Source organism: Paracoccus sp. pheM1 (assembly GCF_018499825.1).
GTDB classification, from domain to species: domain Bacteria; phylum Pseudomonadota; class Alphaproteobacteria; order Rhodobacterales; family Rhodobacteraceae; genus Paracoccus; species Paracoccus versutus.
Genome location: NZ_JAGXCX010000001.1, coordinates 1,794,885 through 1,820,368, shown reverse-complemented (window position 1 = coordinate 1,820,368; position 25,484 = coordinate 1,794,885). Strand labels below are relative to the sequence as shown.

39 protein-coding genes and 1 tRNA gene are annotated in these 25,484 nt (G+C 68.3%); 12 read left to right on the top strand and 28 right to left on the bottom strand.

What is annotated here, in order from left to right; all coding sequences use genetic code 11:
• Positions 1-102: 102 nt before the first annotated feature.
• Genes glp through KF941_RS09310 form a run of 6 tightly spaced genes read right to left on the bottom strand, consistent with a single transcriptional unit; the run spans position 103 to position 4,843 of the window.
• Entirely contained in the window at positions 103-1,275 is a 1,173-nt protein-coding gene (gene glp, locus KF941_RS09335; protein ID WP_214273187.1) for a gephyrin-like molybdotransferase Glp, read from the bottom strand.
• Positions 1,276-1,286: 11 nt separating this feature from the next.
• A complete protein-coding gene (moaC, locus tag KF941_RS09330; protein ID WP_036751819.1) occupies positions 1,287-1,760 on the bottom strand; it encodes a cyclic pyranopterin monophosphate synthase MoaC in 474 nt (157 codons plus the stop codon).
• On the bottom strand, positions 1,757-2,548 hold the full coding sequence (gene trpC, locus KF941_RS09325) for an indole-3-glycerol phosphate synthase TrpC (RefSeq protein ID WP_214273186.1): 792 nt from the start codon (positions 2,546-2,548) through the stop codon (positions 1,757-1,759). The genes moaC and trpC overlap by 4 nt, the downstream gene beginning before the upstream one ends.
• A 9-nt stretch (positions 2,549-2,557) precedes the next feature.
• Complete coding sequence (locus tag KF941_RS09320) at positions 2,558-3,226, bottom strand: uracil-DNA glycosylase (RefSeq protein WP_214273185.1); 669 nt, start codon at positions 3,224-3,226, stop codon at positions 2,558-2,560.
• Positions 3,219-4,256, bottom strand: coding sequence for an anthranilate phosphoribosyltransferase (gene trpD / locus KF941_RS09315; protein ID WP_036751813.1), 1,038 nt, complete (start codon positions 4,254-4,256; stop codon positions 3,219-3,221). The genes KF941_RS09320 and trpD overlap by 8 nt, the downstream gene beginning before the upstream one ends.
• Positions 4,253-4,843 (bottom strand): aminodeoxychorismate/anthranilate synthase component II, encoded by a 591-nt coding sequence (locus KF941_RS09310; RefSeq protein ID WP_036751810.1) that lies wholly within the window; start codon positions 4,841-4,843, stop codon positions 4,253-4,255. The genes trpD and KF941_RS09310 overlap by 4 nt, the downstream gene beginning before the upstream one ends.
• Before the next feature lie 164 nt (positions 4,844-5,007).
• Here KF941_RS09310 and KF941_RS09305 point away from each other — a divergent pair, with 164 nt between their 5' ends.
• The 4 genes from KF941_RS09305 (at position 5,008) to trpE (ending at position 10,867) form a co-directional block, all read left to right on the top strand.
• Positions 5,008-6,102 (top strand): hypothetical protein, encoded by a 1,095-nt coding sequence (locus KF941_RS09305; RefSeq protein ID WP_214273184.1) that lies wholly within the window; start codon positions 5,008-5,010, stop codon positions 6,100-6,102.
• Positions 6,103-6,113: 11 nt separating this feature from the next.
• Positions 6,114-7,289, top strand: a complete 1,176-nt coding sequence (locus KF941_RS09300; RefSeq protein ID WP_214273183.1) for an aminotransferase — start codon at positions 6,114-6,116, stop codon at positions 7,287-7,289.
• 123 nt (positions 7,290-7,412) lie between these two features.
• Positions 7,413-9,365 (top strand): peptidylprolyl isomerase, encoded by a 1,953-nt coding sequence (locus KF941_RS09295; protein ID WP_214273182.1) that lies wholly within the window; start codon positions 7,413-7,415, stop codon positions 9,363-9,365.
• Positions 9,365-10,867 carry an anthranilate synthase component I gene (gene trpE, locus KF941_RS09290; protein ID WP_214273181.1) on the top strand — a complete coding sequence of 501 codons (1,503 nt, stop codon included), beginning with the start codon at positions 9,365-9,367 and terminating at the stop codon, positions 10,865-10,867. The genes KF941_RS09295 and trpE overlap by 1 nt, the downstream gene beginning before the upstream one ends.
• 223 nt (positions 10,868-11,090) lie before the next feature.
• On the opposite strand, the gene KF941_RS09285 is transcribed toward trpE, so the two are convergent.
• The 4 genes from KF941_RS09285 to fabI form a co-directional block, all read right to left on the bottom strand.
• A complete protein-coding gene (locus tag KF941_RS09285; protein WP_214273180.1) occupies positions 11,091-11,477 on the bottom strand; it encodes a hypothetical protein in 387 nt (128 codons plus the stop codon).
• A 112-nt stretch (positions 11,478-11,589) separates the two neighbouring features.
• Positions 11,590-12,087: a xanthine phosphoribosyltransferase gene (gene gpt, locus KF941_RS09280; RefSeq protein ID WP_036751800.1), complete on the bottom strand. Its 498-nt coding sequence runs from the start codon at positions 12,085-12,087 to the stop codon at positions 11,590-11,592.
• A 9-nt stretch (positions 12,088-12,096) separates the two neighbouring features.
• On the bottom strand, positions 12,097-12,699 hold the full coding sequence (locus KF941_RS09275) for a LysE family transporter (RefSeq protein WP_116222904.1): 603 nt from the start codon (positions 12,697-12,699) through the stop codon (positions 12,097-12,099).
• Positions 12,700-12,708: 9 nt separating this feature from the next.
• The gene (gene fabI / locus KF941_RS09270; protein ID WP_036751796.1) at positions 12,709-13,536 is read right to left on the bottom strand and encodes an enoyl-ACP reductase FabI; all 828 of its coding nucleotides are present in this window, start codon (positions 13,534-13,536) and stop codon (positions 12,709-12,711) included.
• A gap of 83 nt (positions 13,537-13,619) precedes the next feature.
• On the opposite strand from fabI, the gene pdxH reads away from it, so the two are divergent.
• The 4 genes from pdxH (at position 13,620) to KF941_RS09250 (ending at position 15,643) form a co-directional block, all read left to right on the top strand.
• Positions 13,620-14,282: a pyridoxamine 5'-phosphate oxidase gene (gene pdxH / locus KF941_RS09265; protein WP_214273179.1), complete on the top strand. Its 663-nt coding sequence runs from the start codon at positions 13,620-13,622 to the stop codon at positions 14,280-14,282.
• A gap of 131 nt (positions 14,283-14,413) precedes the next feature.
• A complete protein-coding gene (locus KF941_RS09260; protein WP_024844983.1) occupies positions 14,414-15,007 on the top strand; it encodes a cold shock domain-containing protein in 594 nt (197 codons plus the stop codon).
• Positions 15,004-15,498, top strand: a complete 495-nt coding sequence (locus KF941_RS09255; protein ID WP_214273178.1) for a DUF192 domain-containing protein — start codon at positions 15,004-15,006, stop codon at positions 15,496-15,498. The genes KF941_RS09260 and KF941_RS09255 overlap by 4 nt, the downstream gene beginning before the upstream one ends.
• Positions 15,499-15,566: 68 nt before the next feature.
• A tRNA-Pro gene (locus tag KF941_RS09250) sits at positions 15,567-15,643 on the top strand.
• 8 nt (positions 15,644-15,651) lie between these two features.
• Here the strand turns inward: KF941_RS09250 and KF941_RS28545 are convergent.
• The 18 genes from KF941_RS28545 to KF941_RS09160 form a co-directional block, all read right to left on the bottom strand.
• A complete protein-coding gene (locus tag KF941_RS28545; protein ID WP_214273177.1) occupies positions 15,652-16,725 on the bottom strand; it encodes a tyrosine-type recombinase/integrase in 1,074 nt (357 codons plus the stop codon).
• Positions 16,726-16,744: 19 nt separating this feature from the next.
• Positions 16,745-16,927 (bottom strand): hypothetical protein, encoded by a 183-nt coding sequence (locus KF941_RS09240; RefSeq protein WP_214273176.1) that lies wholly within the window; start codon positions 16,925-16,927, stop codon positions 16,745-16,747.
• Positions 16,927-17,262, bottom strand: a complete 336-nt coding sequence (locus tag KF941_RS09235; RefSeq protein WP_214273175.1) for a hypothetical protein — start codon at positions 17,260-17,262, stop codon at positions 16,927-16,929. Before KF941_RS09235 ends, KF941_RS09240 begins: the two co-directional genes overlap by 1 nt.
• A 99-nt stretch (positions 17,263-17,361) precedes the next feature.
• A complete protein-coding gene (locus KF941_RS09230; protein WP_072462867.1) occupies positions 17,362-17,613 on the bottom strand; it encodes a hypothetical protein in 252 nt (83 codons plus the stop codon).
• Positions 17,613-18,032: an ASCH domain-containing protein gene (locus tag KF941_RS09225; protein WP_214273174.1), complete on the bottom strand. Its 420-nt coding sequence runs from the start codon at positions 18,030-18,032 to the stop codon at positions 17,613-17,615. The genes KF941_RS09230 and KF941_RS09225 overlap by 1 nt, the downstream gene beginning before the upstream one ends.
• Positions 18,025-18,309: a hypothetical protein gene (locus KF941_RS09220; RefSeq protein WP_139294021.1), complete on the bottom strand. Its 285-nt coding sequence runs from the start codon at positions 18,307-18,309 to the stop codon at positions 18,025-18,027. Before KF941_RS09220 ends, KF941_RS09225 begins: the two co-directional genes overlap by 8 nt.
• Complete coding sequence (locus tag KF941_RS09215) at positions 18,302-18,466, bottom strand: hypothetical protein (RefSeq protein ID WP_214273173.1); 165 nt, start codon at positions 18,464-18,466, stop codon at positions 18,302-18,304. Before KF941_RS09215 ends, KF941_RS09220 begins: the two co-directional genes overlap by 8 nt.
• Positions 18,459-18,755: a hypothetical protein gene (locus KF941_RS09210; RefSeq protein ID WP_214273172.1), complete on the bottom strand. Its 297-nt coding sequence runs from the start codon at positions 18,753-18,755 to the stop codon at positions 18,459-18,461. Before KF941_RS09210 ends, KF941_RS09215 begins: the two co-directional genes overlap by 8 nt.
• A complete protein-coding gene (locus tag KF941_RS09205) occupies positions 18,752-18,967 on the bottom strand; it encodes a hypothetical protein (protein ID WP_240540271.1) in 216 nt (71 codons plus the stop codon). The genes KF941_RS09210 and KF941_RS09205 overlap by 4 nt, the downstream gene beginning before the upstream one ends.
• Before the next feature lie 58 nt (positions 18,968-19,025).
• Positions 19,026-20,009 carry a DUF2303 family protein gene (locus KF941_RS09200; protein WP_214273171.1) on the bottom strand — a complete coding sequence of 328 codons (984 nt, stop codon included), beginning with the start codon at positions 20,007-20,009 and terminating at the stop codon, positions 19,026-19,028.
• 12 nt (positions 20,010-20,021) lie between these two features.
• The gene (locus KF941_RS09195) at positions 20,022-20,393 is read right to left on the bottom strand and encodes a hypothetical protein (RefSeq protein WP_024844421.1); all 372 of its coding nucleotides are present in this window, start codon (positions 20,391-20,393) and stop codon (positions 20,022-20,024) included.
• A 76-nt stretch (positions 20,394-20,469) separates the two neighbouring features.
• Positions 20,470-20,739, bottom strand: a complete 270-nt coding sequence (locus KF941_RS09190) for a hypothetical protein (RefSeq protein ID WP_214273170.1) — start codon at positions 20,737-20,739, stop codon at positions 20,470-20,472.
• Position 20,740: 1 nt separating this feature from the next.
• Positions 20,741-21,055 (bottom strand): hypothetical protein, encoded by a 315-nt coding sequence (locus KF941_RS09185; RefSeq protein WP_214273169.1) that lies wholly within the window; start codon positions 21,053-21,055, stop codon positions 20,741-20,743.
• A 135-nt stretch (positions 21,056-21,190) separates the two neighbouring features.
• Positions 21,191-21,337, bottom strand: a complete 147-nt coding sequence (locus KF941_RS09180; protein ID WP_214273168.1) for a hypothetical protein — start codon at positions 21,335-21,337, stop codon at positions 21,191-21,193.
• Positions 21,337-21,744 carry a hypothetical protein gene (locus KF941_RS09175; RefSeq protein ID WP_214273167.1) on the bottom strand — a complete coding sequence of 136 codons (408 nt, stop codon included), beginning with the start codon at positions 21,742-21,744 and terminating at the stop codon, positions 21,337-21,339. The genes KF941_RS09180 and KF941_RS09175 overlap by 1 nt, the downstream gene beginning before the upstream one ends.
• Entirely contained in the window at positions 21,741-22,100 is a 360-nt protein-coding gene (locus KF941_RS09170) for a hypothetical protein (protein ID WP_214273166.1), read from the bottom strand. Before KF941_RS09170 ends, KF941_RS09175 begins: the two co-directional genes overlap by 4 nt.
• 322 nt (positions 22,101-22,422) lie before the next feature.
• Complete coding sequence (locus KF941_RS09165; RefSeq protein ID WP_214273165.1) at positions 22,423-22,644, bottom strand: hypothetical protein; 222 nt, start codon at positions 22,642-22,644, stop codon at positions 22,423-22,425.
• Between the two features lie 102 nt (positions 22,645-22,746).
• The gene (locus KF941_RS09160) at positions 22,747-23,124 is read right to left on the bottom strand and encodes a helix-turn-helix domain-containing protein (protein ID WP_214273164.1); all 378 of its coding nucleotides are present in this window, start codon (positions 23,122-23,124) and stop codon (positions 22,747-22,749) included.
• Between the two features lie 87 nt (positions 23,125-23,211).
• Here KF941_RS09160 and KF941_RS09155 point away from each other — a divergent pair, with 87 nt between their 5' ends.
• The 4 genes from KF941_RS09155 (at position 23,212) to KF941_RS09140 (ending at position 25,276) form a co-directional block, all read left to right on the top strand.
• Positions 23,212-23,424 (top strand): hypothetical protein, encoded by a 213-nt coding sequence (locus KF941_RS09155; protein WP_214273163.1) that lies wholly within the window; start codon positions 23,212-23,214, stop codon positions 23,422-23,424.
• An 80-nt stretch (positions 23,425-23,504) separates the two neighbouring features.
• The gene (locus KF941_RS09150; protein WP_072462877.1) at positions 23,505-23,765 is read left to right on the top strand and encodes a hypothetical protein; all 261 of its coding nucleotides are present in this window, start codon (positions 23,505-23,507) and stop codon (positions 23,763-23,765) included.
• A gap of 150 nt (positions 23,766-23,915) precedes the next feature.
• A complete protein-coding gene (locus KF941_RS09145; RefSeq protein WP_214273162.1) occupies positions 23,916-24,566 on the top strand; it encodes an NUMOD4 domain-containing protein in 651 nt (216 codons plus the stop codon).
• Positions 24,563-25,276: a hypothetical protein gene (locus KF941_RS09140; protein ID WP_214273161.1), complete on the top strand. Its 714-nt coding sequence runs from the start codon at positions 24,563-24,565 to the stop codon at positions 25,274-25,276. Before KF941_RS09145 ends, KF941_RS09140 begins: the two co-directional genes overlap by 4 nt.
• The last annotated feature ends 208 nt before the right edge of the window (positions 25,277-25,484 follow it).

Sequence of the window (25,484 nt, the reverse complement as noted above, 5' to 3'; positions counted from 1 at the left end):
CCGATCTGCTGCGGCCGCCATCATGTTCATAGAATGTTCTAGCGCGCCCCGTCCCATGCGTCAATCATTATGACGATTCGGGTAAATGTCCGGTTAACCGCGCTAGAGCGGCAGGTAGCCCATGCGCTCGCCCGCCCGGCGGGCCGGGTCGTGGGCGGGGCGGATCAGCAGCGCGTCGGCCTCGGCCAGAAGCCAGAGCCGGGCGGAATCCTGGTCGGCGAAGGGCTCGATCGCCGGCAGGCCGTCACCGGGCGAAAGCCGGGCGCGCAGGTAGTGCTGGCGGTCGCCCTCGGGCGGTAGGTCGCGGGCAAGCGTGGCCTGCAGGGGCTCGGGCCCCGGCGGCAGGCCCTGCATGGCGCGGATCAGCGGCTGCATGAAGAGTTTCGCGCAAACCACGGCCGAGACGGGATTTCCCGGCAGGCCCAGCATGGCGGCCGATCCGATGCGGCCGGCCATCAGCGGCTTGCCGGGCCGCATCGCCAGCTTGTAGAAGGCGCGCTCCATGCCCAGGTCGGCGGCGACCTTGCCGATCAGGTCGTGGTCGCCGACCGAGGCGCCGCCGATGGTCACGATCAGGTCGCAACCCGCGGCCTGGGCGAAGCGGTCGCGCAGGCTTTCCTCGGTATCGCGGGCCAGCGGCAGGACCAGGGGCTCGGCCCCGGCCTCGCGCGCCAGCGCGGCGATGGCGAGGTCGTTCGAACTGATGATCTGGCCCGGCGCGGGATCCGAGCCGGGGGGCACCAGCTCGTCTCCGCCGGCCAGGACGGCGACGCGGGGGCGGCGCGCGACCGTCACCTGCGGCACGTTCATCGCCGCCAGCAGCGCCAGGTCGGCGGGGCGCAGCGGCCGCCGCGGCAGGAATTCCGAGCCCTCCGCGAAATCATTGCCCCTGGGGCGGATGTTGGGGTTGCCGCCGGACTCGGCGACGGTGATCCGGTCGCCGTCGCGCGTGACCATCTCTTGCATGATCACGCGGTCGTAGCCGGCGGGGACCGGGGCGCCGGTAAAGATGCGGATGGCGCTGCCGGGGGACGCCTCGCCCTGCCAGGGCTGGCCGGCGGCCGCGGTGCCGATCACCGCCAGCGGTCCGGGCAGGTCGGCCGAGCGCAGCGCATAGCCGTCCATGGCCGAGGCGTCGAAGGGCGGCTGCGTCAGCCGGGCCAGCGCCGGCGCGACCATGGCGCGGCCAAGCGCATCGGCCAGCGCGACCTGCCGGGGCTCGGGGGCCGGGGCAAGGGCCAGGACGCGGGCGCGGGCTTCTTCGACGCTGATCATGGGTTCCCCCTTCAGGGTGCGGCGCGGAACGGGCCGGATTTGCCGCCTGTCTTGGACAGCAGGCGGATGCCTTCGATCCGCATGTCCTTCTGCGCGGCCTTGAGCATGTCATAGACGGTCAGGCAGGCGGTCGAGACGGCGGTCAGCGCCTCCATCTCGACCCCGGTCTTGCCGGCGGTGCGGACGGTGGCGGTGACGCGGATGCCGGGCAGGGCGGGGTCGGCGGCCAGGTCGACCGAGACCTTGGTGATCGGCAGCGGGTGGCACAGCGGGATCAGGTCCGCGGTGCGCTTGGCGCCCATGATCCCGGCCAGCCGCGCCACGCCCATCACGTCGCCCTTGGCCGCGCCGCCCTGCGCCAGGGCCAGCGTCTCGGGCGCCATGATCACCACGCCCTCGGCCACCGCCTCGCGCGCGGTCTCGGGCTTGTCCGAGACATCGACCATATGCGCCTGGCCCTGGGCGTCGAAATGCGTCAGGCTCATGCCGCAAGACCCAGGATCTGGCGGGTGGCGCCGGTCACGTCGGGCTGGCGCATCAGGCTTTCGCCGATCAGGAAGCGCCTGACCCCGGCCTCGGCCATGCGGTTCAGGTCGGCGGGCGTGAACAGCCCGCTTTCGCAGACCAGGTCGCGATCGGCGGGCACATGCGGCGCCAGGTCCAGCGTCACGTCCAGGCTGACCTCGAAGGTCTTCAGATTGCGGTTGTTCACCCCGATCAGCGGCGATTTCAGCCGCAGCGCGCGGTCGAGTTCGGCGCGGTCATGCACCTCGACCAGCGCGTCCATGCCCCAGTGGAAGGCGGCGTCCTCAAGCTCGGCGGCCAGGGCGTCGTCGACCGAGGCCATGATGATCAGGATGCAATCGGCGCCCCAGGCGCGGGCCTCGGCCACCTGGTAGGGATCGTAGAGGAAATCCTTGCGCAGCGCCGGCAGGTCGCAGGCATCGCGCGCGGCGGTCAGGAACTCGGGCGCGCCCTGGAAGCTGGGGACGTCGGTCAGCACCGACAGGCAGGCCGCCCCCCCGGCCTCATAGGCGCGGGCCAGCGCGGGCGGGTCGAAATCCGGGCGGATCAGACCCTTGGAGGGGCTGGCCTTCTTGATCTCGGCGATCAGCGCATGGCCGGTCGCGGCCTTGCCCTCCAGCGCGCGGGCAAAGCCGCGCGGCGGGGTGGCGGCACGGGCCGCGGCCTCGACCCCGGCCAGCGGGCGGGCGGTCTTGGCGGCGGCGATTTCTTCCAGCTTGTAGGCCTTGATGCGGTCGAGAATATCCATGGCGTCGGTTTACCCCGCGGCGGCGGTTTCGGAAAGGGCCCAGTCGATCGGCGGCTCGCCCCGCGACCGCAGCCAGTCGTTCACCCGGCCGAAGGGGCGCGAGCCGAAGAAGCCGCGCCGCGCCGACAAGGGCGAGGGATGGGCGCTTTCGATCACCAGGTCCTGCGGCCGCGGCAGCCCGGCCAGCGCCTTTTGCGCATGCGCGCCCCAGAGGATGAAGGCCAGCGGCCGTTCGGCCTGGGCGCGGGCGACGGCCTGGCGCGCCAGCTTCTCCCAGCCCCATTTCGCATGGGCGCCGGCTTGGCCGGGCAGCACGGAAAGCGAGGTGTTCAAAAGCAGCACCCCCTGCCGCGCCCAATGGCTGAGGTCGCCGTTCGGCGGGGCGGTGCCCAGATCGTCGCGCATCTCGGCATAGATGTTTTTCAGCGACCGCGGCAGGGCGGTTTCCGGCGTGACCGAAAAGGCCAGCCCGTTGGCATGGCCCGGCGTGGGATAGGGGTCTTGCCCCAGGATCACCACCCGGACCTGCTCGGGCGGGGTCAGCTCCAGCGCGGCGAAGACGCGGGCGGGGCCGGGCAGCCAGTCGCGGTCCCGCAGGCGGGCGGCGATGGCCGGCCAGTCCTGGCGAAAGAACGGCAGTTCGGCCCAGGCGGCGGGAACGGGGATGCCCTCAGCCATGGGGCTCGGCCGGCGCGCCCACCTCGGCGGCCAGCGCGGCCAGCTTGGCCCTGGCCTTGCCGCTGTCGATCGAATCGCGGGCGATCTCGGCCCCTTCGCGCAGCGAGGCGGCCTTGCCGGCGATCAGCAGCGCGGCGGCGGCGTTCAGCACCACGGCGTCGCGATAGGCGCCCGGCGCGCCCCCCAGCAGCGCCCGTAGTGCCGCGGCGTTCTGCGCCGGATCGCCGCCCAGGATCGCCTCGAACGGATGGACGGGCAGGCCGGCATCCTCGGGCGAGATCTCGAACTCGGTGATCTCGCCGTCCTTGAGCTGCGCCACCCAGGTCGGCTCGGCGATCGAGATCTCGTCGGTGCCGTCGCCGCCATGCACCAGCCAGGCGCATTCCGAGCCAAGCTCGCGCAGCGTCTCGGCCATGGGCCGGTTCCAGACCCGGTCGAAGGTGCCGGTCAATTGCCGCCTGACCGAGGCGGGGTTGGTCATCGGCCCCAGCAGGTTGAAGATCGTCCGCGTGCCCAGTTCCGCCCGTGCCGGGCCGACATGGCGCATGGCCGGATGATGCACCGGCGCCATCATGAAGCAGATGCCGGTGGCGGCCAGCGCGGCCTCGGCGATCTCGGGCGTGCCCATCACGTTCAGCCCCAGATGGGTGATGGCATCGGCCGAGCCCGATTTCGAGGACAGGTTGCGGTTGCCGTGCTTGGCGACCGGCACGCCGGCGCCCGCGACCACGAAGGCGGTGGCGGTCGAGATGTTCAGCGTGCCCTTGCCGTCGCCGCCGGTGCCGACGATGTCCATCGCGCCCTCGGGCGCCTGGATGCGGTTCATGCGGGCGCGCATGGCGCGGGTGGCGGCCGCCATCTCCTCGACCGTCTCGCCGCGCACGCGCATGGCCATCAGCAGGCCGCCGATCTGGGCGGGGGTGGCCGCGCCCTCGAACAGCGCGCCAAAGGCCGCCTCGGCCTCGGTCCCGGTCAGGGGCCGGCTGGCGGCCAGGCCGATCAGCGGGCGGATGTCGGTCGCCGCGCTCATGCGGCGCGGTCCAGGTTCGAGCAGCGGCGCAGGAAGTTGCGGATCATGTCGTGGCCATGTTCCGAGGCGATGCTTTCGGGATGGAACTGCACGCCCTCGACCGGCAGGGTCCGGTGCATCAGCCCCATGATCGTGCCGTCCGCGGCGGTGGCGGTGACGCGCAGGCATTCGGGCAGGCTTTCCGGCTCGACCGTCAGCGAATGATAGCGCGTCGCGGTCAGCGGCGAGGGCAGGCCGGCGAACACCCCGGTCCCGTCATGGCTGATCGCGTCGGTCTTGCCATGCACGATGCGGCCGGCGCGCACCACCTTGCCGCCGAAGGCCTCGCCGATGGCCTGGTGGCCCAGGCAGACCCCGAACAGCGGCACGCCCTTGTCCGCCGCCGCGCGGATCAGCGGCACGATGATCCCGGCATGGGCCGGATCGCAGGGGCCGGGCGAGATCACGATGCCCTGCGCGCCCATCCCCAGCGCCTCTTCGACGGACAAGGCGTCGTTGCGGCGGACGACGACCTCGGCCCCGGCCTCGCCCATGTAATGCACGAGGTTCCAGGTGAAGCTGTCGTAATTGTCGATGAGCAGGATCATGGTCTGGGCCTTCCGGCTGGGGCGCCTTGCATTGGGGGGTGAACCCCGGAAATTCTGCGGCTATAGATGGGCTAAAGCCTTGCCGCGGGTCAAGAGCGCGAGGCAAGAAAAACGGCGCCGGGGCGCATGCGGCGCGGCATTGGGGGCAGGGGCTGGGCAAGGGCATGGCAAGAGGGTTCGCGACGGGTCTGGTTCATGGCGCGCTGGCCTGCGGCGCGGCGCTGGTCGGGCTGTCGCTGGCGCTGCCGCAGCCGCCGCATCCGCAGGCGCCCGCCGCCGTTGGCCAGGGCCCCGCGGCCGAGGCGCTGTCGGTCCCGGCGGGGTCCGAGTTCTCGCGCGCCAGCGACATGCAGCCGCAGGCCCCGGCGCCGCTTGCCGCCGGGGCGCCGCGCCCCGCCCTGGCCCCGCTGGCGCCGCGTCCGGCCGACGAAACCGCCCCGGCGCCCGCCGATCCCGCCGGGCTGCGCCCGCTTGCGCCCGCCGAAAGCCCCGCCGCGCCCGAGATCGCCCTGCCCGAGGCCGATCCCATCGACCTGCCCGATCCGGCGGGCGAGGCGCCGATCCCGGTGCCGCCGCCCGGCCAGGTGGTGGTGCCCGCGCTGGACCGCGCCCCCGAACGCGCCCTGCCGGCCCCGGCGCCCGAGACCCAGCCCCGAGCGGCGCATGAGGCACCTGTCGTTTCCACCGGGACGCAGCCGGCTTCGCCAGCCCCTGCCCTTGCAGCGGACGCGGCATCCGCCGACACGGTGCCCCAACCGCCCCCGGCCGCGCCGGTCGTTTCCGCTGGGACGGAACCGCCCGCGGACGCATCCCCGTCGCCGCCCGCCGCCTCAGCGCCCGAGGTGCGGCCCGAAGCGATGCTCGATGCACCTGCCGTTTCCGGTGGGACGCAGCCAGCCGAGGACGCGCGCCCGTCGCCGGTCCCCGCACCCCGCCCGGACGCAGCATCCGCCGACACGGTCCCCCAACCGGCCGGGTCCGCGCCGCCGTCGCTGCCCGCCGTCCCAGCGCCCGAGGCGCAGCCCCAAGCGACGCCCGATGCATCTGCCGTTTCGACCGGGACGCAGCCGGCCGGGAACGCGCGCCCTTCGCCGCCTGCCGCCCCAGTGCCCGAGGGGGCGCACGGCATGGCAGAGCCTTCCGCCGCGCCGCAAGACACCGCGCGTGGGCAGGGCGGCGAGCCTGTCCGGCCCGCAGCCGGCGCGGGCCTCGACCTGTCTACGCCGCCCGATTTCGGCGCGCTGCGCCTGACCGACTGAGGCCCGTCGCCATGCTGCCGCTGAACCCCGCCCTTGCCGCGACCTTCCGCCCGCCCGTCATGGAGGCGCGGCGCTGGCTTGCCGGACTGACCTTTCCGCCCGAGCGGCCGCTGATCAACCTCAGCCAGGCCGCGCCGGTCGAGCCGCCGCCCGAGCCCTTGCGCCGCGCCATGGCCCAGGCGGCGCTGGAGCGGCCCGACGCGCATCTCTATGGCCCGGTGCTGGGCCGCCCCGAACTGCGCGAGGCGGTGGCCCGCGAATGGTCGGCCGCCTATGCCGGCACCATCCGGCCCGAAGAGGTGGCGATCACCCAGGGCTGCAACCAGGCCTTCTGCGCCGCGATCCAGAGCCTGGCCGGGCCGGGGGACGAGGTGATCCTGCCGACGCCCTGGTATTTCAACCACAAGATGTGGCTCGACATGCAGGGCATCCGCACCGTTCCCCCGCGCTGCGGCGCGGACATGGTGCCGGACGCGGCCGAGGCGGCCAGGCTGGTCACGGACCGCAGCCGCGCCATCGTGCTGGTCAGCCCCAACAACCCCTCGGGGGCGGAATACCCGGCCGAGACCCTGCGCGCCTTTGCCGAGCTGGCGCGGTCGCGCGGGCTGGCGCTGGTGCTGGACGAGACCTATCGCGACTTCGATGCGCGCGAGGGCGCGCCGCACGACCTGTTCGCCGATCCCGACTGGGGCGAGGTGCTGGTCCATCTCTACAGCTTCTCGAAAGCCTATCGCCTGACCGGGCATCGCGTCGGCGCGCTGATCGCCAGCCCGGCGCGCCTGGCCGAGATCGAGAAGTTCCTCGACACCGTCGCCATCTGCGCCGGCCAGATCGGCCAGATCGGCGCGGCCTGGGGCATGGCGAACCTGCGCACCTGGCTGGCGGGCGAGCGGGCCGAGATCCTTGCCCGCCGCGCCGCCATGGCCGAGGGCATGGCGCGGCTTCCCGGCTGGCGCGTCAAGGGCTGCGGCGCCTATTTCGCCTGGGCCGAGCATCCGTTCGACATGCCCTCGCCCGAGCTGGCGCAGCGCCTGCTGCATCAGGCGGGGGTGCTGCTGCTGCCCGGCACCATGTTCATGCCCGAGGGCGATGCGCAGGGCGCGCGCCATGTCCGCATCGCCTTCGCCAACGCCGACCGGGACGGCATCGCCGCGCTGATGCGCCGGCTGGAGGCGTTCCGGCCCTGACCGGCCGACCGGATTGTGATCTGCGGTAAAGGCGGCGCGGCGTCGCGGCCCTTGCCGCCGGGGCCTCGGCACCCTAAAGACTTGCGCTGACTGACAAGAACAATGGCGGGGCACGGCGACAAGATGCGAGGCAAGGGCAAATCGACCATCGTCTGGTTGCTGATGGGCATGCTGGTCCTGGGGCTGGGCGGCTTCGGCGTCACCAATTTCTCGGGCGGCTCGGCCGACATCGGCGCGGTGGGCGATGTCGAGATCTCGGCCCAGGACTATGCCCGCACCCTGCGCGCCGAGATGCAGGATTTTTCCGCCCGCACCGGCCGGCAGATCAGCGCCGCCGAGGCCAAGGCCATCGGCGTCGACCAGGCGGCGCTGGCGCGGCTTTACACCGCCGCGGCGCTCGAGGCCGAGGCGAACCGGCTGGGCGTCTCGGTCGGCGACCAGGCGGTGGCCGAGCAGATCACCGGCATCGCCGCCTTCCGCGGGCTGAACGGCCAGTTCGACCGCGCCATCTATGCCGATGCGCTGCGCCGCGAGGGGATACGCGAGGCCGAGTTCGAACATGATCTGCGCATGGACATGGCGCGGCTGATCCTGCAGGACGCGGCGCTGGCCGGGGTCAGCGCGCCCGAGCCGGTGGTGGCGCAGACCCAGGGCTGGCTGCTGGAGACGCGCGACATCCATTGGCGCGAACTGACGGCCGAGGATCTGCCCGCGCCGGTCGCCACCCCGGACGAGCCCACGCTGCAAGCCTGGCACAAGGCCAATGCCGACCGCTTCACCGCGCCCGAGATCCGCAGGATCACCTATGTCTGGCTGACCCCCGAGATGCTGGAGGGCGAGGTCGAGGTCGACGAGGCGGCGCTGCGCGAGCTTTACCAGGACCGGATCGAGGAGTTCCAGCAGCCCGAGCGCCGCATGGTCGAGCGGCTGGTGTTTCCGACCATGGCCGCGGCCGAGGAAGCCAAGGCGCGCATCGACCGCGGCGAGATCACCTTCGAGCAGCTGGCCGCCGAGCGTGGGCTGACGCTGGCCGACATCGACCTGGGCGAGGTGAGCCAGGCCGAGCTGGGCGCCGCGGGCGAGGCGGTCTTTGCGCTGGAAGAGCCCGGCGTCGCCGGCCCGGCCGGTTCCGACCTGGGGCCGGCGCTGTTCTCGATGAACGCGATCCTGGAGCCGCTGGACATTCCCTTCGAGGAGGCGCGCGACGACCTGCGACTCGAGGCCGCGGTGGACCGCGCCCGCCGCCAGATCGAGGAGCGCTCGGGCGAGTTCGCCGACCTGCTGGCCGGCGGCGCCGCGCTGGAGGACATGGTGCAGGATACGCCGATGCAGCTGGGCCGCATCGACTGGAGCCAGGGCGCCGAGGCCGATCCGAACGGCATCGACGCCTATCCCGAATTCCGCCAGCGCGCGGCGCAGCTGACCGAGAAGGACTTTCCCGAACTGTTCGAGACCGGCGACGGCGGCGTCTTCGCCATGCGGCTGGACGAGATCGAGCCGCCGGCGCTGATCCCCTTCGAGGAGGTGCGCGAGCGCGTGGCCGAGGACTGGGCGCGCAACGAGACCCATCGCCTGCTGCTCGCCCTGGCCGAGGAACGCCGCGTCGAGGCCGAGGCGGCCGCCGAGACCGGCATCGAGCCGGCCCCGGCGGCGGCGACCGCGCCGGTCGCCCAGGCCCTCGGCGCCGCCGCGACCGGGTCCGGGACCGATAGCCCCGCTCCGGCGGCCGAGAAGCCCGTCCCCGATCCCGGCACGCCCGCGACCAACCTTGCCCGCGGCGGTTTCATCAACGGCGTGCCGCAGGACGTGGTGGCCCAGGCCTTCGAGATCGCCGAGGAAGGCGCGACCGAGGTGGTCGATGCCGAGAACCGGGTCTTCCTGGTCACGCTGGACCGGATCCACCCGGCCGAGACCGAGGGAGACGAGGCCGCGCAGATCCGCGAGGGCATCTCGGCCCGGCTGGCGGATTCGCTGCGCCAGGACGTCTTCGACTATTTCACTCGCGCGCTTCAGGCGCAGGCCGGCGTGACGCTGAACCAGACCGCGGTGGATGCGGTGAACGCGCAGGTCCAGTGATGGAGATCACCCCCGATTTCGCCGGATTCGAACGCGGCTGGGCCGAGGGGCGCAACCAGCTTCTGACCATCCGGCTGGCGGCCGACCTGGACACGCCGGTCAGCCTGATGCTGAAGCTGGCCGAGGCCGCGCCCAATTCCTTCATGCTGGAAAGCGTCACCGGCGGCGAGGTTCGCGGCCGCTATTCCTTCATCGGCATGAAGCCCGACCTGATCTGGGAATGCCGCGACGGCCAAGCCTGCATCAACCGCAATGCGCGCTATTCCGACGAGTTCGCGGGCGACGACCGCCCGGCGCTGGACAGCCTGCGCGCCCTGATCGCGGAAAGCCGCATCGACATGCCGGACGGCGTTCCGGCGGGGGCGGCGGGGCTTTTCGGCTATCTCGGCTATGACATGATCCGCCTGGTCGAGCGGCTGCCCGACGTGAACCCCGACCCCCTGGGCCTGCCCGATGCGATGATGATGCGCCCCTCGGTCGTTGCGGTTCTGGACGGGGTCAAGGGCGAGGTGTTGCTTTGCGCCCCCGCCTGGCATGACGCGGACACGCCCGCCCGCGCCGCCTATGCCCAGGCCGCCGAGCGGGTGATGGAGGCGCTGCGCGCGCTGGACCGCCAGCCCAGCGAGCCGCGCGCCCTGGGCCACGACCTGAAGATCGGCGAGCTGCGCAGCAATTTCAGCAAGCCCGCCTATCTGGCGGCGGTCGAGAAAGCCAAGGAATACATCCGCGCCGGCGACATCTTCCAGGTGGTGCCCTCGCAACGCTGGGCGATGGATTTCCCGCTGCCGCCCTTTGCGCTTTACCGCGCGCTGCGGCGCACCAACCCCTCGCCCTTCATGTTCTTCCTGAACTTCGGCGGCTTCCAGATCGTCGGCGCCTCGCCCGAGATCCTGGTGCGGCTGCGCGAGGGCGAGGTGACGATCCGCCCCATCGCCGGCACCCGCCCCCGCGGTGCCACGCCCGACGAGGACCGCGCGCTGGAGGCCGACCTGCTGGCCGACCAGAAGGAACTGGCCGAGCATCTGATGCTGCTGGACCTGGGCCGCAACGACGTGGGCCGGGTGGCGCGCATCGGCACGGTCCACCCGACCGAGCAGTTCACCATCGAGCGCTACAGCCATGTGATGCATATCGTCTCGAACGTGGTGGGCGAACTCAACGAGGGCGAGGACGCGCTGTCGGCGCTGCTGGCGGGGATGCCGGCGGGCACGGTCTCGGGCGCGCCCAAGGTCCGGGCGATGGAGATCATCGACGAGTTGGAGCCGGAGAAGCGCGGCGTCTATGCCGGCGGCGTGGGTTATTTCGCCGCCAATGGCGAGATGGACATGTGCATCGCCCTGCGCACCGGCGTGATCAAGGACGGGCAGCTTTACATCCAGGCCGGCGGCGGCGTGGTCTATGACAGCGACCCCGAGGCCGAGTTCATGGAAACGGTGAACAAGAGCCGCGCCCTGCGCCGCGCGGCCGAGGAAGCGGCGCGTTTCGTGCGCGGGAACGGATAGGGCGCGGCTGCCGCCGGCGGGCTCAAATCCCGCCCGCGATGCCTGGCCTGGCAAGGCAGCTGGCGGATCGGCGCCGCTGCGCCGGAACAGGGCACGGTTGCTGCCGGCGTGTTCCAACCCTCCGCCCGCGATCCCTGGTGTGCCAAGGCGGCTGGCGGAGGCCGGTGGGTGGTCCGGCCGGGCAGGTGGTCAGCCCCGCTGCGCCGAAATGCGGCAGGAGCGGTCAGTCCCGCCAAAAGGGAATGTCCGTGCGGCAGTAGTTCCCCACCGCCATCCCCACGGGCAGCGAGCCGTCGCGCGGTCCCGAACCGAACGCGGACAAGCCGGCCCCTTCCGCCTTTCGCGCGGGATCAAGGGTAAAGACGATCCCCTGGCCCGCCGCGCGTGGCTTGGGTGTGGCGCGCCAGATCCGGGTCTTGCCGGGCTGGCCCAAGGCGCGCTGCGCATAGTCGCCGGCGGCACACCAATAGTCGGTGTCTTCGCGTCGCGGCTGGTAGGCGACCGCGATCTCGGCCGGGCCGGTCTGCGTGACGGTCATGCCGTTGCGGGCCGTGAAGGCGGCGGCCGGCATCGGCAGCAGCAACAGCGCGGCAAGCAGCATCGGTCGCATCACGGTTTCCCTTGGGACGATGGGCCGTGTCCGGCCCGCCATCCTATGATGCGCCACAAGCATGTCCGGGGCAATCCCGAAGGACCGCCCGCCCGCGCCATGCCACGCGCGATCAATCCTCGCCGCGATAGGGCTGGACGTATTGCAGCGCCATGTCCCAGGGAAAGAAGATCCAGGTGTCCTGGCTGACCTCGGTCACATAGGTCTCGACCATGGGCCGGCCCTTGGGCTTGGCATAGACGGTGGCGAAATGCGCCTTGGGATACATGGTGCGCACATGTTCCAGCGTGCGGCCCGAATCGACCAGGTCGTCCACCACCAGGATGCCGTCGCCGTCCAGCATCACCGCCGGGTCGGGGGCCTTCAGCACCGTGACCTCGCCGCGTTCCTGCCCGCCCTTGCCGCGATAGGACTTGACCGAGATCGTGTCGATCACCCGCACGTCAAGTTCGCGTGCGACGATCATCGCCGGCACCAGCCCGCCGCGGGTGATGGCCAGGATCGCGCGCCAGGGGCGATCCTCGAGCCGCCAGGCCAGCGCGCGGGCGTCGCGGTGCAGCTGGTCCCAGCTGATGTGGAATCCGCGTTCATGGGGCAGGCGATCGTTCATGCTGGCTCCTTAGTGGTTGACGATCAAAAGCAGGCCCAGCAGCGCCATGGCGATGCCGGCGGCCCGGTCGATCCAGAACTTTGCCGCAAAATAGCGCGCGCGCATGACGGCTGTCGACATCAGAACGGCGACCAGCGCATACCAGAACAGCTCGGTTGCAAGGCAGATGCCATAGATCAGCGCCTGGCGCGCGATCCCCATCGGCTCGGGAAAGACCGACAGGATCAGCGCGGCATAGAACAGCGCGGGCTTGGGATTGGAAAGATTCAGCGCGATCCCGCCCCAGAAGCCCTTGCTGGCGCCGCCCGCCGCCGGCGGCAGCGGCAGGGTCGAGGCGCGCCAGAGCGCCCAGGCGAACCAGAGCAGGTAGAAGCCGCCGAAGATCTTGAGCGCGACGAACAGCGCCGGGTGCAGCCGGAACAGCACCGCGAGGCCGGCCAGGGCGAAAAAGCACCACAGCGAGGCGCCGGTGGCCAGCCCCAGTGCATAGGGCAGGGCGCGGGCGCGGCCATGCAGGAAGGCGGTCTGCACCGTGGCGATGATCGCCGGCCCCGGCGTCAGGATCGCCAGCGTCAGCGCCGAGACAAGCGCGATGACCTGTTCGGCGCTCATCGCGGGGGATCAGTCCTTTTTCGTGGTGGCGATGTCGGGGGCGTCCACGGCCTTCATGCCGACGATGTGATAGCCGGAATCGACGTGGTGCGTCTCGCCCGTCACGCCCGAGCCCAGGTCGGACAGAAGATAGACCGCCGACTTGCCGACATCGTCGATGGTGACGTTGCGGCGCAGGGGCGAGTTCAGCTCGTTCCATTTCAGGATATAGCGGAAATCGCCGATGCCGCTGGCGGCCAGCGTCTTGATCGGCCCGGCCGAGATGGCGTTGACGCGGATGCCGTCCTTGCCGAAATCCTCGGCCAGGTAGCGCACCGACGCCTCCAGCGCGGCCTTGGCGACGCCCATGACGTTGTAATGCGGCATCACCCGCTCGGCCCCGTAATAGGTCAGGGTCAGCATGGCGCCGCCGTTCGGCATCATCGCGGCGGCGCGGCGCGCGACGGCGGTGAAGGAATAGACCGAGATGTCCATGGTCATCAGGAAGTTGTCGCGCGTGGTGTCGGCATAGCGGCCGCGCAACTGCTCCTTGTCGGAAAAGCCGATGGCATGGACGATGAAGTCCAGGCTGTCCCAGCGCTCCGCGATGGTCGCGAACAGCCCGTCGACCGAGGCCTCGTCGGCCACGTCGCATTCGGCCAGCAGGTCCGAGCCGATCTGCGCGGCCAGCGGCTCGACCCGGCGCTTCAATGCCTCGCCCTGATAGGAAAAGGCCAGCTCGGCACCCTGTTCGGCCAGCGCCCTGGCGATGCCCCAGGCGATGGACTTGTCGTTCGCCAGGCCCATGATGAGGCCGCGGCGACCCTTCATCAGCCCATTCCCGCCGTCACTTGACATGATGCTGCCCCTCGCGCTTCTTCGGTTTTCAGCAGGATTAGGACAAGTGCATGGAGGCATCAAGTGTCGGCAAGCAGGCAGCCATGAGCGACCGCAGCGGAATTTTCGCGGGCGACGACCCCTTTGCCATCGCCCGCAGCTGGTTGGCCGAGGCCGAAAGGACCGAGCCGAACGACCCCACCGCCATGGCGCTGGCCACCGTCGACGCCGCGGGCATGCCCGATGTGCGGATGGTGCTTTTGAAGGATATCGAGGGCGCGGGGACGGAGGGCTCCTTCGTCTTCTATACCAATCACGAAAGCGCCAAGGGCAGCCAGATCGAGGCGACCGGGGTCGCCGCCTTCGTCATGCACTGGAAGTCCCTGCGCCGGCAGATTCGCGTGCGCGGCAACGTCACCCGCGTCGAATCCGATCTGGCCGATGCCTATTACGCCTCGCGTCCCTTGCAGTCGCGTATCGGCGCCTGGGCCTCGCGGCAAAGCCGGCCGCTGGCCAGCCGCGGCGCGCTGATGGGTGATGTGGCACGGCTGGGAATCAACCTGGGATTGAATCCGCCGCGCCCGCCGCATTGGGGCGGCTATCGAATCCACCCGGTCCAGATCGAGTTCTGGGCCGATGGCGCCTTCCGCCTGCATGACCGTTTTCGTTGGACAAAACGAGGTTTTTCCGGCGAAAACTGCGAGGCAGAGGACAATAGTCAAGAAATTATTCAAAGTTTATGGCAAGTCTGCCGTCTTAGCCCTTGATGCGGGTTCGCGATTTATCCATGGTATGGAAAACCTGACCAATCCGGCTCCACCTTCGTTCAGACGGGATCGAGGGGCGCGGGACCGGAGTTTCGGGTGGTTTCTGGTTTTCTAACGGGTGACAGGACGACATGGAAGAAGACGACGAGCAACAGCGCAAGATTGCGGGCGTCGTGAAATGGTTCGATGGCAGCAAGGGCTTCGGTTTCCTGACCGATCCCGAGGGTGGCGCCGACATTCTTCTGCACGCCAACGTGCTGAGGAATTTCGGCCAGAGCTCGGTTGCCGAGGGCTCTCATGTGGTTGCCATCATCCAGAAGACGCCGCGCGGCATGCAGGCGGTCGAGGTGCTGGAGATCACGCCGCCCGCCAGCGAGCCGATGCCCGCCATCGCCGATCTGTGTTCGGCCACGCCGGAAGAGATCGCGCAGCTGCCGCTGCTGCCGGCGCGGGTGAAATGGTTCGACAAGGCCAAGGGCTTCGGCTTTGCCAATATCTTCGCCGAAAAGGCCGACGTGTTCCTGCATGTCGAGGTCTTGCGCCATTCCGGCTTTGCCGATCTGGCCGTGGGCGAGGCGATCGCGCTGCGCGTGGTCGATGGCCGGCGGGGGATGATGGCCGCACAAATCCTGTCCTGGGAGAAAGCCGCGATCGAGGCGCGGCAGACACAGCCGGGGGGAGCGGCCGCGCTCGCTAAATTGCGGCTGGTCGCGGGCGCGGTATGAAGTTGCGGGCCGTTTCGGTTGTTCTTGCTCTTCTTGTCATAAATCAATCACCGGCCCTTGCGGCCACCTGCCACCCCGACCGGGCGCTGTTCCAGGGTCGGGGGAAGCCGGTCGAGATCGCGGTCGAGATCGCGGACAGCGACGAGGAACGCGCGCGGGGCCTGATGTTCCGCCGCGACCTGCCGGCGGGGCAGGGCATGCTGTTCATCTACGAATCGCCGCAGCCGGTCAGCTTCTGGATGCGCAACACGCAGATCGCGCTGGACATGGTCTTCATCGATGCGCGGGGCGAGGTGCGCCACGTCCATCCCATGGCCCGGCCGCTGGACGAGACGGCGATTCCCGGCGCCGCGCCCGGCGATCCCGCGCCCGAGCGGCTGATGGTGCTGGAGGTGCGCGGCGGCGACGCGGCGCGGCTGGGCATCCATCCCGGCATGGTGCTGTCGCATCCGCGCCTGCCGCAGCAGGATGCGCTGGCGCCCTGCGACTGAAGGCGCGGGCGGCGCGTCAGTTTTCCCTTTCCCCCCGCGCGGTCAGCCGCTAGACAGCGCGGCAGGTCCGGGGCGTAGCGCAGCCTGGTAGCGCGACGGTTTTGGGTACCGTAGGTCGCGAGTTCGAATCTCGCCGCCCCGACCACCACTTAGCTACTTCTGTCCGTCGCCGGTTTGCAGAGCGGTTTGCAGCTTTGTTCTGGATTCGGCCCGCGCCAGCTTCTCGGCAAGTCCATCCGTCATGCTTGGCGAGAGCGCCACATAGCGCTCGATCACCTCGGCGGCGTGCTTGATGGACCAGCCCATGTGGGTCGCGATCTCCTTCAATTCCGCCCCGGCCTCTAGCAAGCGCGTGGCGGCCGTGCCGCGCGCATCCTTCAGCTGCAGCTCTGACCGGATCTGGATCTTGTCCCGCCAGGTGCTGACCGCATCCCCCAGGTAGTTCTCATGCTGGTAGGGCTGGCCGCCCTTGTTGACGATCAGACGGGGTTGGCATTCCGGCGTCGCGGCGATCAGCTCTGCCATCCGGGCCGTGACCGGGATAGAGGCGAGGCGCTTGCGCTTCTTGGTCCAGATGACGATTCGATGCCCGTGCGGCGTCCGGTGGATGTGCTCGCGCGATAGCTCGAACAGATCGCCCGGACGAAGGCCCGTCTCGAGAGCGATTGCGAGGATGCGCCACACGTGATCTGGCGCTCCCAGGCGGAAAGCCTCGATTTCCTCCGGCATCCAGAAGATCTCCGCGCGCCTCCCCTTGTAGACCGACTTGATGCCCATCAGGTGATGATGCCGGATCATGGTTCGGTCCAGGGCGAAGCCGACCAGGCGCTGCAGGTGCCTGATTCGGTCATCGCCGACCTTGCTGCCGATCTTGTCCCGCCAATCGAGCGCTTGGCGCCGGATGCGCGGATCCTCGAACGCTGCCAGAGGCGCGTCGCCAAACTTGTGATCGATGCCGTTTGTCGCATGGAAGAAGGATTTCCGCATGTCGGACTGGGTGCGCGGCGCAAGCTCGGTAAAGTCCTGGCTGTCCATGAAGCGCAGGATGACCGACCGGAACTTGCCTTGTGCCGGCGTTCCAGACCTGGATGCCTTGGTGAAGGCGTCGACATATTCGGGCGACCCGATGGCGACGCCGCTAGCGCTGTCCCAGAACTTCACAGCGCCCTTGCCGCGGCCGGCATAATGATGCTCGCGGATCGAACCGTCCGCGAGCTTCTTGCGCACTCGGTTGATGCCCTTCAGGTTAACCCTCGTCATTCTGTTCGAACCACCTATCAACCTCTGATGTGCTGGTGCGCACCGATTCGGGCAGGATACGGATCGTTCCCTCGGCCGTCACCTCGACAATCGAGCGCGCATCGATCGCCCGCGCAGCCTTCATCGCGCGGCGTAGATCGGCCTCGGTGAATGCTGCGCGGCGAGCCATCACCCATCCCCCGGCTCGGGAAATGGCACGATGTTGCCCTCTCCGCCACTAAGCGGGGTGAGTCGGACATACAGCCCGCGGGATTTTTCGATCCGCTCCCGTTCCGCCATTTGGGCGGCCGCCCTGAGGGCGGCAATGCACTCTGCGCTAAGGCTGGTCCCATGCCCCATGGGCCACGGCTGGGCCTCTACCACAGCCCATGCGATCTCATGCAACAAATGCGAAAAGGCTTCCACTTCCTGCGTGGACAGGGCGTTTTCTCCCCTGGTTTCGCGCAGCCGATCGCATTCCCGGCGGATGTTCGTGAAGGTCTTTTCACCACGATACCATTCCATCACGCTTTCCCCTTCCTGACCTCGCGGGCACGATGCTCCAGCTTGGCGGTCGCCATGATCGCCGGTTTCAGCTCGACCGGCGTGCTGACATAGTCTCGCTCAGCCATGGCGAGCCTCCTCATAGATTTTCCGGCTGGCTTCCTCGGCTAGTGCCTCTGACAGCGCCGCGATCTGCTTGGCCAGGCGCATGTCGGGCTTGCGGGTGATCGGCCCCAGCCGCCACCCGTGTTGCTCGCAAGCCCAGCAAAGCGGCGGGTAATCCGTCTGCGTCGGGTCCAGCCATTGCAGCGGGCGCGCCTTGCCGCAGATGGCGCATTCGAAGGGATCGGGGCGGGGCGGATAGATCGGCATCAGGCTTGGCCCCCGAGGCTTTTCCGCCAGTCGAAGAAACCGAGCGCACCCTTGACAGGGATGAACGGCACCGGACGCACGTTCGCCAGGACGAAGCCATAGCGGCCCATGAACCACGGGCTGGCGCTGGCCTCGACGCAAGCCACGATCTCGGCCACGCCGATGATGCCGCCCTTTTCGATCAGGCTGCGCCACGGGTGAACCTTCGGCCTCAACTGGCCTGACCCGCGCTGTGCCATGCTGATGAACTCGGCAGCGTCCCTGAACTCGCTCGCCGGAACGCTCTTGGCCGCATGGATGCAGACCGGGCCCCGAAACCGCGTCGGCCAGTCCCGATTCTCGATGTTCTTTCCGGCGTGGACGATGGCCCATGCCCATGGCTGCCGGATCGACAGGGCTTTGATCGGAAGCTCACCCATGGCGCCTCTCTCCCGAAATTGCCGCCCGTGCCTTGGCCTCTGCGGCAATGATTGCCGCTCGCAAGGGCTGGATGGACGCATGGACGTGGGGCTGCCGGCTGCTATCGATCAGCGCCGCCAGGACTCGCTGGCAATCACGCAGGGCATCGAGGCGGTCAGCATGGCCGCCGCGCTTTCTGGCCTGCAATCGCCATTGCTCACGGCAATCCGCGCAGGCTTTGAAGCGGTCTGCCACCTTCAGCCCACCGCAGGCGTTACAGATGGTCGCATCAGCCATCGGCCCGATCCTCCCCCGGCTTCTCGCCCTCGGCAGTAGGCAAAAACCCCGTGCCGCGCAGCCATTCCCATTCATCGTCGGTGCCGAGGTATTCGACCCATTCGCCCTCGCCGCGGAACTGGCCTGGGCCGGGTTGCTTGATCCAGCGATCAGTCATCGGTCGGGCCCTCCGGCAGCGCACGCAGGGCGGCCTTTACGCTTGCGATCCAGTCCTCCATCTCGCGGATGGCCTCGACGGTGGCCTGATCCTCTGGACCGGGCGACATCACGCCGTTGATGCTGATGCCGTCGCGCAGGCCCTCGGCCTCGACCGCCATCAGTTCGCAGCCTGCCCGCAGCAGGGCGCGCATGGCGACAGCGGTCTGCGCCGCCCGCCGCGGCGCCTCCTCGGCCGGGCCCTGCCAGGTACTGCGGCCGATCTCGACGGAAACGATGGGGCCGTTCATCCCGCATACTCCCAGCAGTCGATGTCCGCCTCGGCGCAGGCTTCCGGCCCGTCCTCACGCTGATCGGGCTCGGCCCAATAGGTCGGTGCGACCTCCCGGGCGTATTTCTCGATCGAGGATCCGTCGGCGAACTCGGTGCCGCCGATCAGCACTATGTGATTGACGAAGCGCTCGATGAACGCCGCCTCGGTCATCTCTTCCTTGTCGGACATTGTTCCGCTCCTCTGACCATTCGGGATGGCGGCGCCGCAGCGCCGCGCACCGGAAGGGTCAGTCCGCGCCGATCTCCGGCCGGCCCATCATCAGGGGCACGCCGGTTTCGCCCTGGGCGTAGTGCATCGCCTCGCGGGCGGCATCGCGCAGCGCGGCGTCCGGGTTGTAGATCGAGGCGATGAACTTCACGTCCTGCCCAGCCTTGCGGTAGCGGAAGCGCACGGCCAGCCGGTAGAGCGCGCCTTCCTCGAACACCGGGATCGCGATCATGAACAGGTTCGGCAGGGTCAGGGGGCTGCCATCCGGGCTGCGATGCTCGGTCAGGAACTGGACCTGCGCCTCGCCGGTGTCGCGGTTGGTCTTGACCTCGATATGCCCGACCTCGTGGATCTTCAGCTCGCGCGACAGCAGGTTGATCGCGGCATACTGGCCGAACCGCCCTTGGATCTTGGCGGCGATGTCGATCATCCGCTGTTCCCAAGCTTCGATCTCGCCGCCCGCCTGGCCCAGCAGCGCCGGCGTCGGATCAAGGAAATCATCGGCATTCGCCTCGATGAACTCGCCGAACACATCCTTGTCGAGCGCCTTGCCATCGATCGCCGACCAGCGCTTCCACTGTTCGGACACGGGGAAGTTGTAGACCGCCCGATGCCGGCCATAGTTCGCGGCCGGATCTCCAGCCTCGGGTGCAACCACCGGCGCGCCGGAGCCGTGATAATCGATCACCGAAGTCAGCTTGGGCTCGGGATGGATCTGGCCGAACAACACCGTGTCGTCGCCCTTGAAGCGGTTCGTCCAGGCAATCAGGCTATCCAGATCGGCCAGGACCGCCTTGCCGGTGCGCTGGAGCGGCTTCAGCGCCTCCATCACGGCGCGGTGCTTGGCAGTCAGATCCTCGATGCGCAGGCCTTCGGGCACGGCGACAATGAAAGGCGCCTCGGGCGTATCCGCCGTCGGCATGCTGATGGGCTGGACCTCGCCAAGGCGCGGAATCTCGGCCAGCAGCGTCTCGGCGATGTTCTTCGGGGTCTCGGTGGTCATGTGGACTGTCCTTTACTCGGCCGCGCGCAGCTCGCGCCGGCCGTTGCCGGCGTCGCGGATTTCCATGCGGGATTGCGCGGGATTGTGGGTGGTGATGCCGCCATCGCCGGTCATCCAGGCGACGGCCTTGCGCTTGGGCGACTTGGGCCCGACGATCTTGTCATCCATCGTCATCTGCGTTGCGCCGAAAGGATCGACCGCAACGTCGATGGTGATGGTGATCTTGCCCTTGGCGGTGGTCGAGTATTGCTGCGCGAAGCTGCGCATCTCGACGTTGTTCGCCTCGATCCGCGACAGCAGGTCGGGCAGGTAATCGCCGCCATCGGCAAGCGATAGCATCTGGTCGAGGCTGCGCAGCTGCGGCGCGGAAGATGGGATTTCCATAGCGTCCTCTGATCTGAAAGGTTGGGAAGGAACCGGCCCGGCACCTCGCCGGGCCGCAGGCATGCGCGGCCCCCGGCTACCGGCCGTCGCCGTCGCCGTCGCCGTAGCCGTCGCCGTAGCCGTCGCCGTAGCCGTCGCCGTAGCCGTAGCCGTCGCCGTCGCCGTAGCCGTCGCCGTAGCCGTCGCCGTCGCCGTCGCCGTCGCCGTAGCCGTCGCCGTAGCCGTCGCCGTAGCTGCTATGTATCGCGCCGCCCTGCTGGATCACCGGAATGTCCGGCGTGTCAGATGCCGCAGATGCTCCCTGATCGGCGATCAGGGAGGGGGCCTCGGTGCTGTCCGCACCCATGTCACGCGCCCGCCAGGTGCTTGTCCCAGACGGCCGGGACAGCGTCGATCAGATGCACGACCGAGCCCACGGGCGCATGCATCGTCCCGGCCGGGTCCAGCTTGGTGTTGGCCTTGGGCCCTTCCAGCGCAAGTTCGCCGAGGCCGCGCGAGGTGCCCCAGCGGCGGATGCACTGCGCACCGGTGACGGTCAGCATGCCGCCATTCAGGCTGCAGTATCCGACATAGACAAAGCCACGATCCAGCACCGCGATTTGCGGTTGACGGTCGGTGGCCTCGGGCGCCGCGACAGGAGCGGCAGCGGTTGCGGTGTTCATGGACAAGTCCTCTTTCTGCAAAGCCCGGAGCCGCCGGGCACGGTGTGAAAGGAAAGGTGCTGGCCGCCCCGGACACGGGAGGGAGGGAGGAAGCTCAAGCCAGAGCGGCCAGCCAGAGAGGGCGGCGACAAGCCGTCAGGCCACCCATTCCGTTGCGCAGACCGGCACTGGCACGGTCCATCCGCGCGGATCCCGATTGTCGAAAAAGCGCGCCAGCATCGCGGCGCTCAGCAGACGAGCCTGATTGCTACCCCGATGCCGGACGGCGAAATGCTGCCGCATCACAGCCCCTCCGACAGAGAGACCCAGCCCGCCTCGCGAGCCTGCACGGCGGTAGGAGACAGCAGGTCCAGCACCGCCCGGGTATCGAGCGTGCCGATTATCCAGCCCAAGGCGAACCCGAGCAGGATCAGCACCACCGCACCAACCCACACGAAGACCGCCGCCCAGGCATCCGGCGACCGCTCGGCGCTGCCGCTGTCCAGGACTTCGGGCACGCCCTGAATGCGGATGATGTCGTCAGGTGCGAAGCGCCGGCTATCGAGATGGTCGAGGTCTGCGCCGCAGAAGTCATGAACCGGCACGTCCGGACGACGATAGCCGGAGCGCAGTGCGATCTCATCCGCCTCGGCCGCAGCGCGGCGCCGGCGAGCGTCCAGGTCCGGGCCAGTATTGCGGGCGGGGATCATGATGCATCCCCTTCCATCGCTGCCATCGCTACGCGGATGGCATCGGCATCGAAACGAAAGCGCGTGGTGATCTCGGTCGCCAAGCCAATAAAGTTGGCCGGGTCCGGCTCTCCGCCTTCCGCGATCCGCGTCACAGCCGCGAATTTCCACGCGGCCCCGACCAGCAGATAGGCCACGAGAGAAGCGCCGACCATCGGCGCGGACCCGGCATCCTCAAACCGCATCGCCAGCGTGGTCGCGAAGGCGTCGACCCCAGCGGCCATACCATCGAAAAGCGCCGCCTCGTCGGCACTGGGAACGAAGCCGGGATAGTCCGGCCGCGCGTCATCATGCGTATCTTGGGGTGCTGTCGTCACCGGAGTTCTCCCAGTCGGCGGGGTGCCGATGGGGGAAAATTACACGCTATTGCGTTACGTGCAAGAAAAAAGAACGCTACGGCGTGCGTCTATACCTTGCACAATGATTCGCCCTCGCTATCCTGCCGACAGGGTGGGCGACGATGCGCACCTGCCGGCGCCGGGCTGCGGCGCATGAAAAAGCCCGCCGCGGGCGGGCTGGGAGGTGAGCATGAAGGTCCTACCGGAGGATCAATGGCGTATTGCAGTAGAGGACGGCAGTGTCCTGCTCGGCGCGTGGGAACATCCGGCCGGTATCCGCCATTGGGTGAGGTTCATCCCTTCACGCCCTGCTGATGATCACGCCCGTTTGGACAATCTCAAAGGTCTGTTCGTCCACATAATTAACGCTCATGCCGTCTGAAGTAATAAGCCTCGATAATCCGGCGATTGTGGCGCTTGGGTTGCCGAGGTGGCCCGCAGGGATTTGCTCCTGCCACTCCTCGATCATGTAGGAGCGACCGCTCCCATCGGTGCAGGAGAACTCTGCGATCTTCTTTTCCATAGGTTCCTCTTCAGGGTTGATGGATCGGCGGATGGTTGCCTAAAGTTCTTGATATGTTCTCGTGAGTCGGAGGGGAAATGGATGCTCAAACAATGTTGGCGCTCAGGTTGTGGGCTGGTCTTGACCCTGTTCGGCGGGAAATTGTTCTTGATCATCTTCGCGCTGGCCTTGCATCTCGCGCCCTAGTTTCGACAGCAGATCTAGCGTCGACTGGCGCAGATCCACGGGGGCGACCGCCAGGAGATTGAGGTACTCAATTGTCTGCGCGTTGGCGCGAACGCCGGTCATCACGTATAGAGCGGCGTCCTGTCCCAGCGCGTCGAGTAATTTAGCCAGCTTGTCCGAGCCGGGTTCTTTCTTGTTGGTGATCATCTGCTGGACATAGTTTTGCCCGTGCCCGATGTCCTCGCTCAGCCGCTTGTAGCTGCGCGGGTCTGCCTCAATGACTTCTAGGAGCCGAGCATACCAGTTCTTTTCCATGTCTAGGTGCTAGCACGCAACTGCGGGTAATGCTCGGACGTTATAGCGTGCATTGACTAGAACGCTATAGCGTGCATATATGCTTGCATGAGCAAGAAACTCCTCTCAGAACTGGAAGCGTTCATGGCGCAGACTGGGCTTTCCGCCCACAGAGTAGGAATGCTCTGCGCAAAGAATGGCCGGATCATTGAACGCCTTAGGAGCGGTGGGCGGGTCTGGCCCGAGACCGAGTTGGAAATCCTCAAGAACATCGATCTAGAGCGGCATCGCCGCTCCGCCACCCCCGAGGACGCGGCATGACTGTTCATCATCCCGCGCCCTCTTTCCGTTCTGGTGATCGTCCTTCTGCACGGGGACACAACAGCACAGGATCCAAAGGTATGTCTTCCCGAAAGTTTTCCGCACGCGCGCAGCGGCTGGAGGTGCTGACCTTCCGGCAGCATTTCAACAATGTCTGGCAGCGGATCATCTGCTCCAGCTTCGAGACGCCGGCCGACGCCGCGGTGTTCTTCGGTGTCGATCCGTCGACCGCGGAGAACTGGTTCGAGGGGCGGAATGCGCCGCAGGGCTGGGGCGTGGCCTGGCTGATCTCGCATCCCGAGACGCGCGAGGCGACTCTCGCGGCCCTGGCGGGTGCCTGACATGCGCGCGGTCCTTCGATTTCTGACCGGGCTCGAACTTCAAGCCGCACTGCACCTCGGCGCTGCTGGGGAATGGTGGGCCGCTCGCGCGGCTCGTCGTTACGGAAAGTTTTCCGGAAAACCTTCCCGACCGAGGGGGCCTTGGGATCAATGAACGCACCCGTCCGCATGCCCCTTGCCCATGTCGATGCCGCCGCCTGCCGCAAGCTGTGGGTGGCCGTGCTGGCCGAGATGTGGAACGTCGCGCTGTTCGACGGGCTGGGCGCGATCCCGTCCGGCGTGGGCGAGGTGGCGGCGGCGGATCGCTGGTTCGGGTCGCGCGATTTCCGCATGGTCTGCGCGCTTGCCGGCCTCGACGATGACAAGGTTCTGGAGGCCTATCGCAGCGCCAAGGCCGGCGATGCCCGGCCTGCCGGCATCTTCGCGCGGAAGAACCGGGTGCCGCCCAGGGTCTTGCCTGTGTCTGAGGTTCCCGAGGTCTGGCGCGAGGTGAAAGGTTTCCCGGCCTATGACGTGAGCAATTTGGGCCGGGTCCGTTCCTGGCTGCGGCGCGGAGTGAACAGCGAACGCATCATCGATCGCCAGCGGGCGCCGCGCATCCTGCGGGGTGAGAACGGGATCGAGATCCGGCTATGCGACCTGGACGGCGGCTTCCATTCGCGGCGCATCCATCTGCTGGTGCTGGAGGCCTTCGTGGGGCCCGCGCCGCGCGGGGCCTCGCCGGTCTGGCTGGACGGGAACCGCCGCAACAATACCACCGGCAATCTGGCTTGGTCGGTTAGCCGTGAGGTCGCGGCATGATCGAGGCGATTTCCGGCAGGGGGGTGAGCCGGGTCCGTGCCGTCTGCGACGGCTGTGGCCGCGAAGATGTCTTGCCTTGCGACTATCTGAACCGATCGGGGGGGGCGGTGCGACCGAATGTCGGCCAGGCGCACAAGAAGCTGACCCGACAAGGCTGGGCCGTCCGTGGAGAGAAACTGCATTGCCCCGCCTGCGTCGCTCGCGAGCGGGCAGCCGCACGTCTGGAAAATGAGGAACCGCAGGACATGGCCAAGGCTGCCGTCAAGGAAAAGAACCCGTCCGAAGAGCCGCCGCGCGAGCCCGGCTATCGCATGATCGGCATGATCTGCGACATGCTGAACGTCGCTTATGACCGTGCGGCGAAGCGCTACACCAACCCTGCGGACAATGATCGCACCATTGCTGAAGCGATCGGCGAAGGCTGCATGTGGGGCTGGGTGGCTCGCATCCGCGAGGCGGAATATGGGCCGGATATGCGTTGGGCCGAGATCGACGCGATCCGCACGGAGTTGGCAGCGGCTATCCGTGACGCGAATGCCCGCACCGAGAAGGTTGCGGATGAGGTCGATGCGCGCATTCGCGAAGCTGGCGCGACCTTCGAGGCTGCGGTGGAAACGATCTCCGCCGATCTGGTCGCGCGCATCGAGGCGCTGCAAAAGCGCGTCAACGCGCTCGATCCGTCGATCGGGCCGCGTTCGGGGAAGGTCTGACATGACCGGGCGTTCCAAGCCGCTTTCCCGGGCAATAAGTAGCTATGGTTTTTCCTTTCACCTGGCTGCTTTGGGGCCGTCCTTTGCTGTTGGGCGACGGCTTCACCCGCAGGGCGACTCGTTGGCGCGAGTCGCCCTGCAACACCATTTTCCTGCACCAGATGCTGTGGGGTCCATCAAATTGTTTGCTGGACATCCTGCCAAGCGC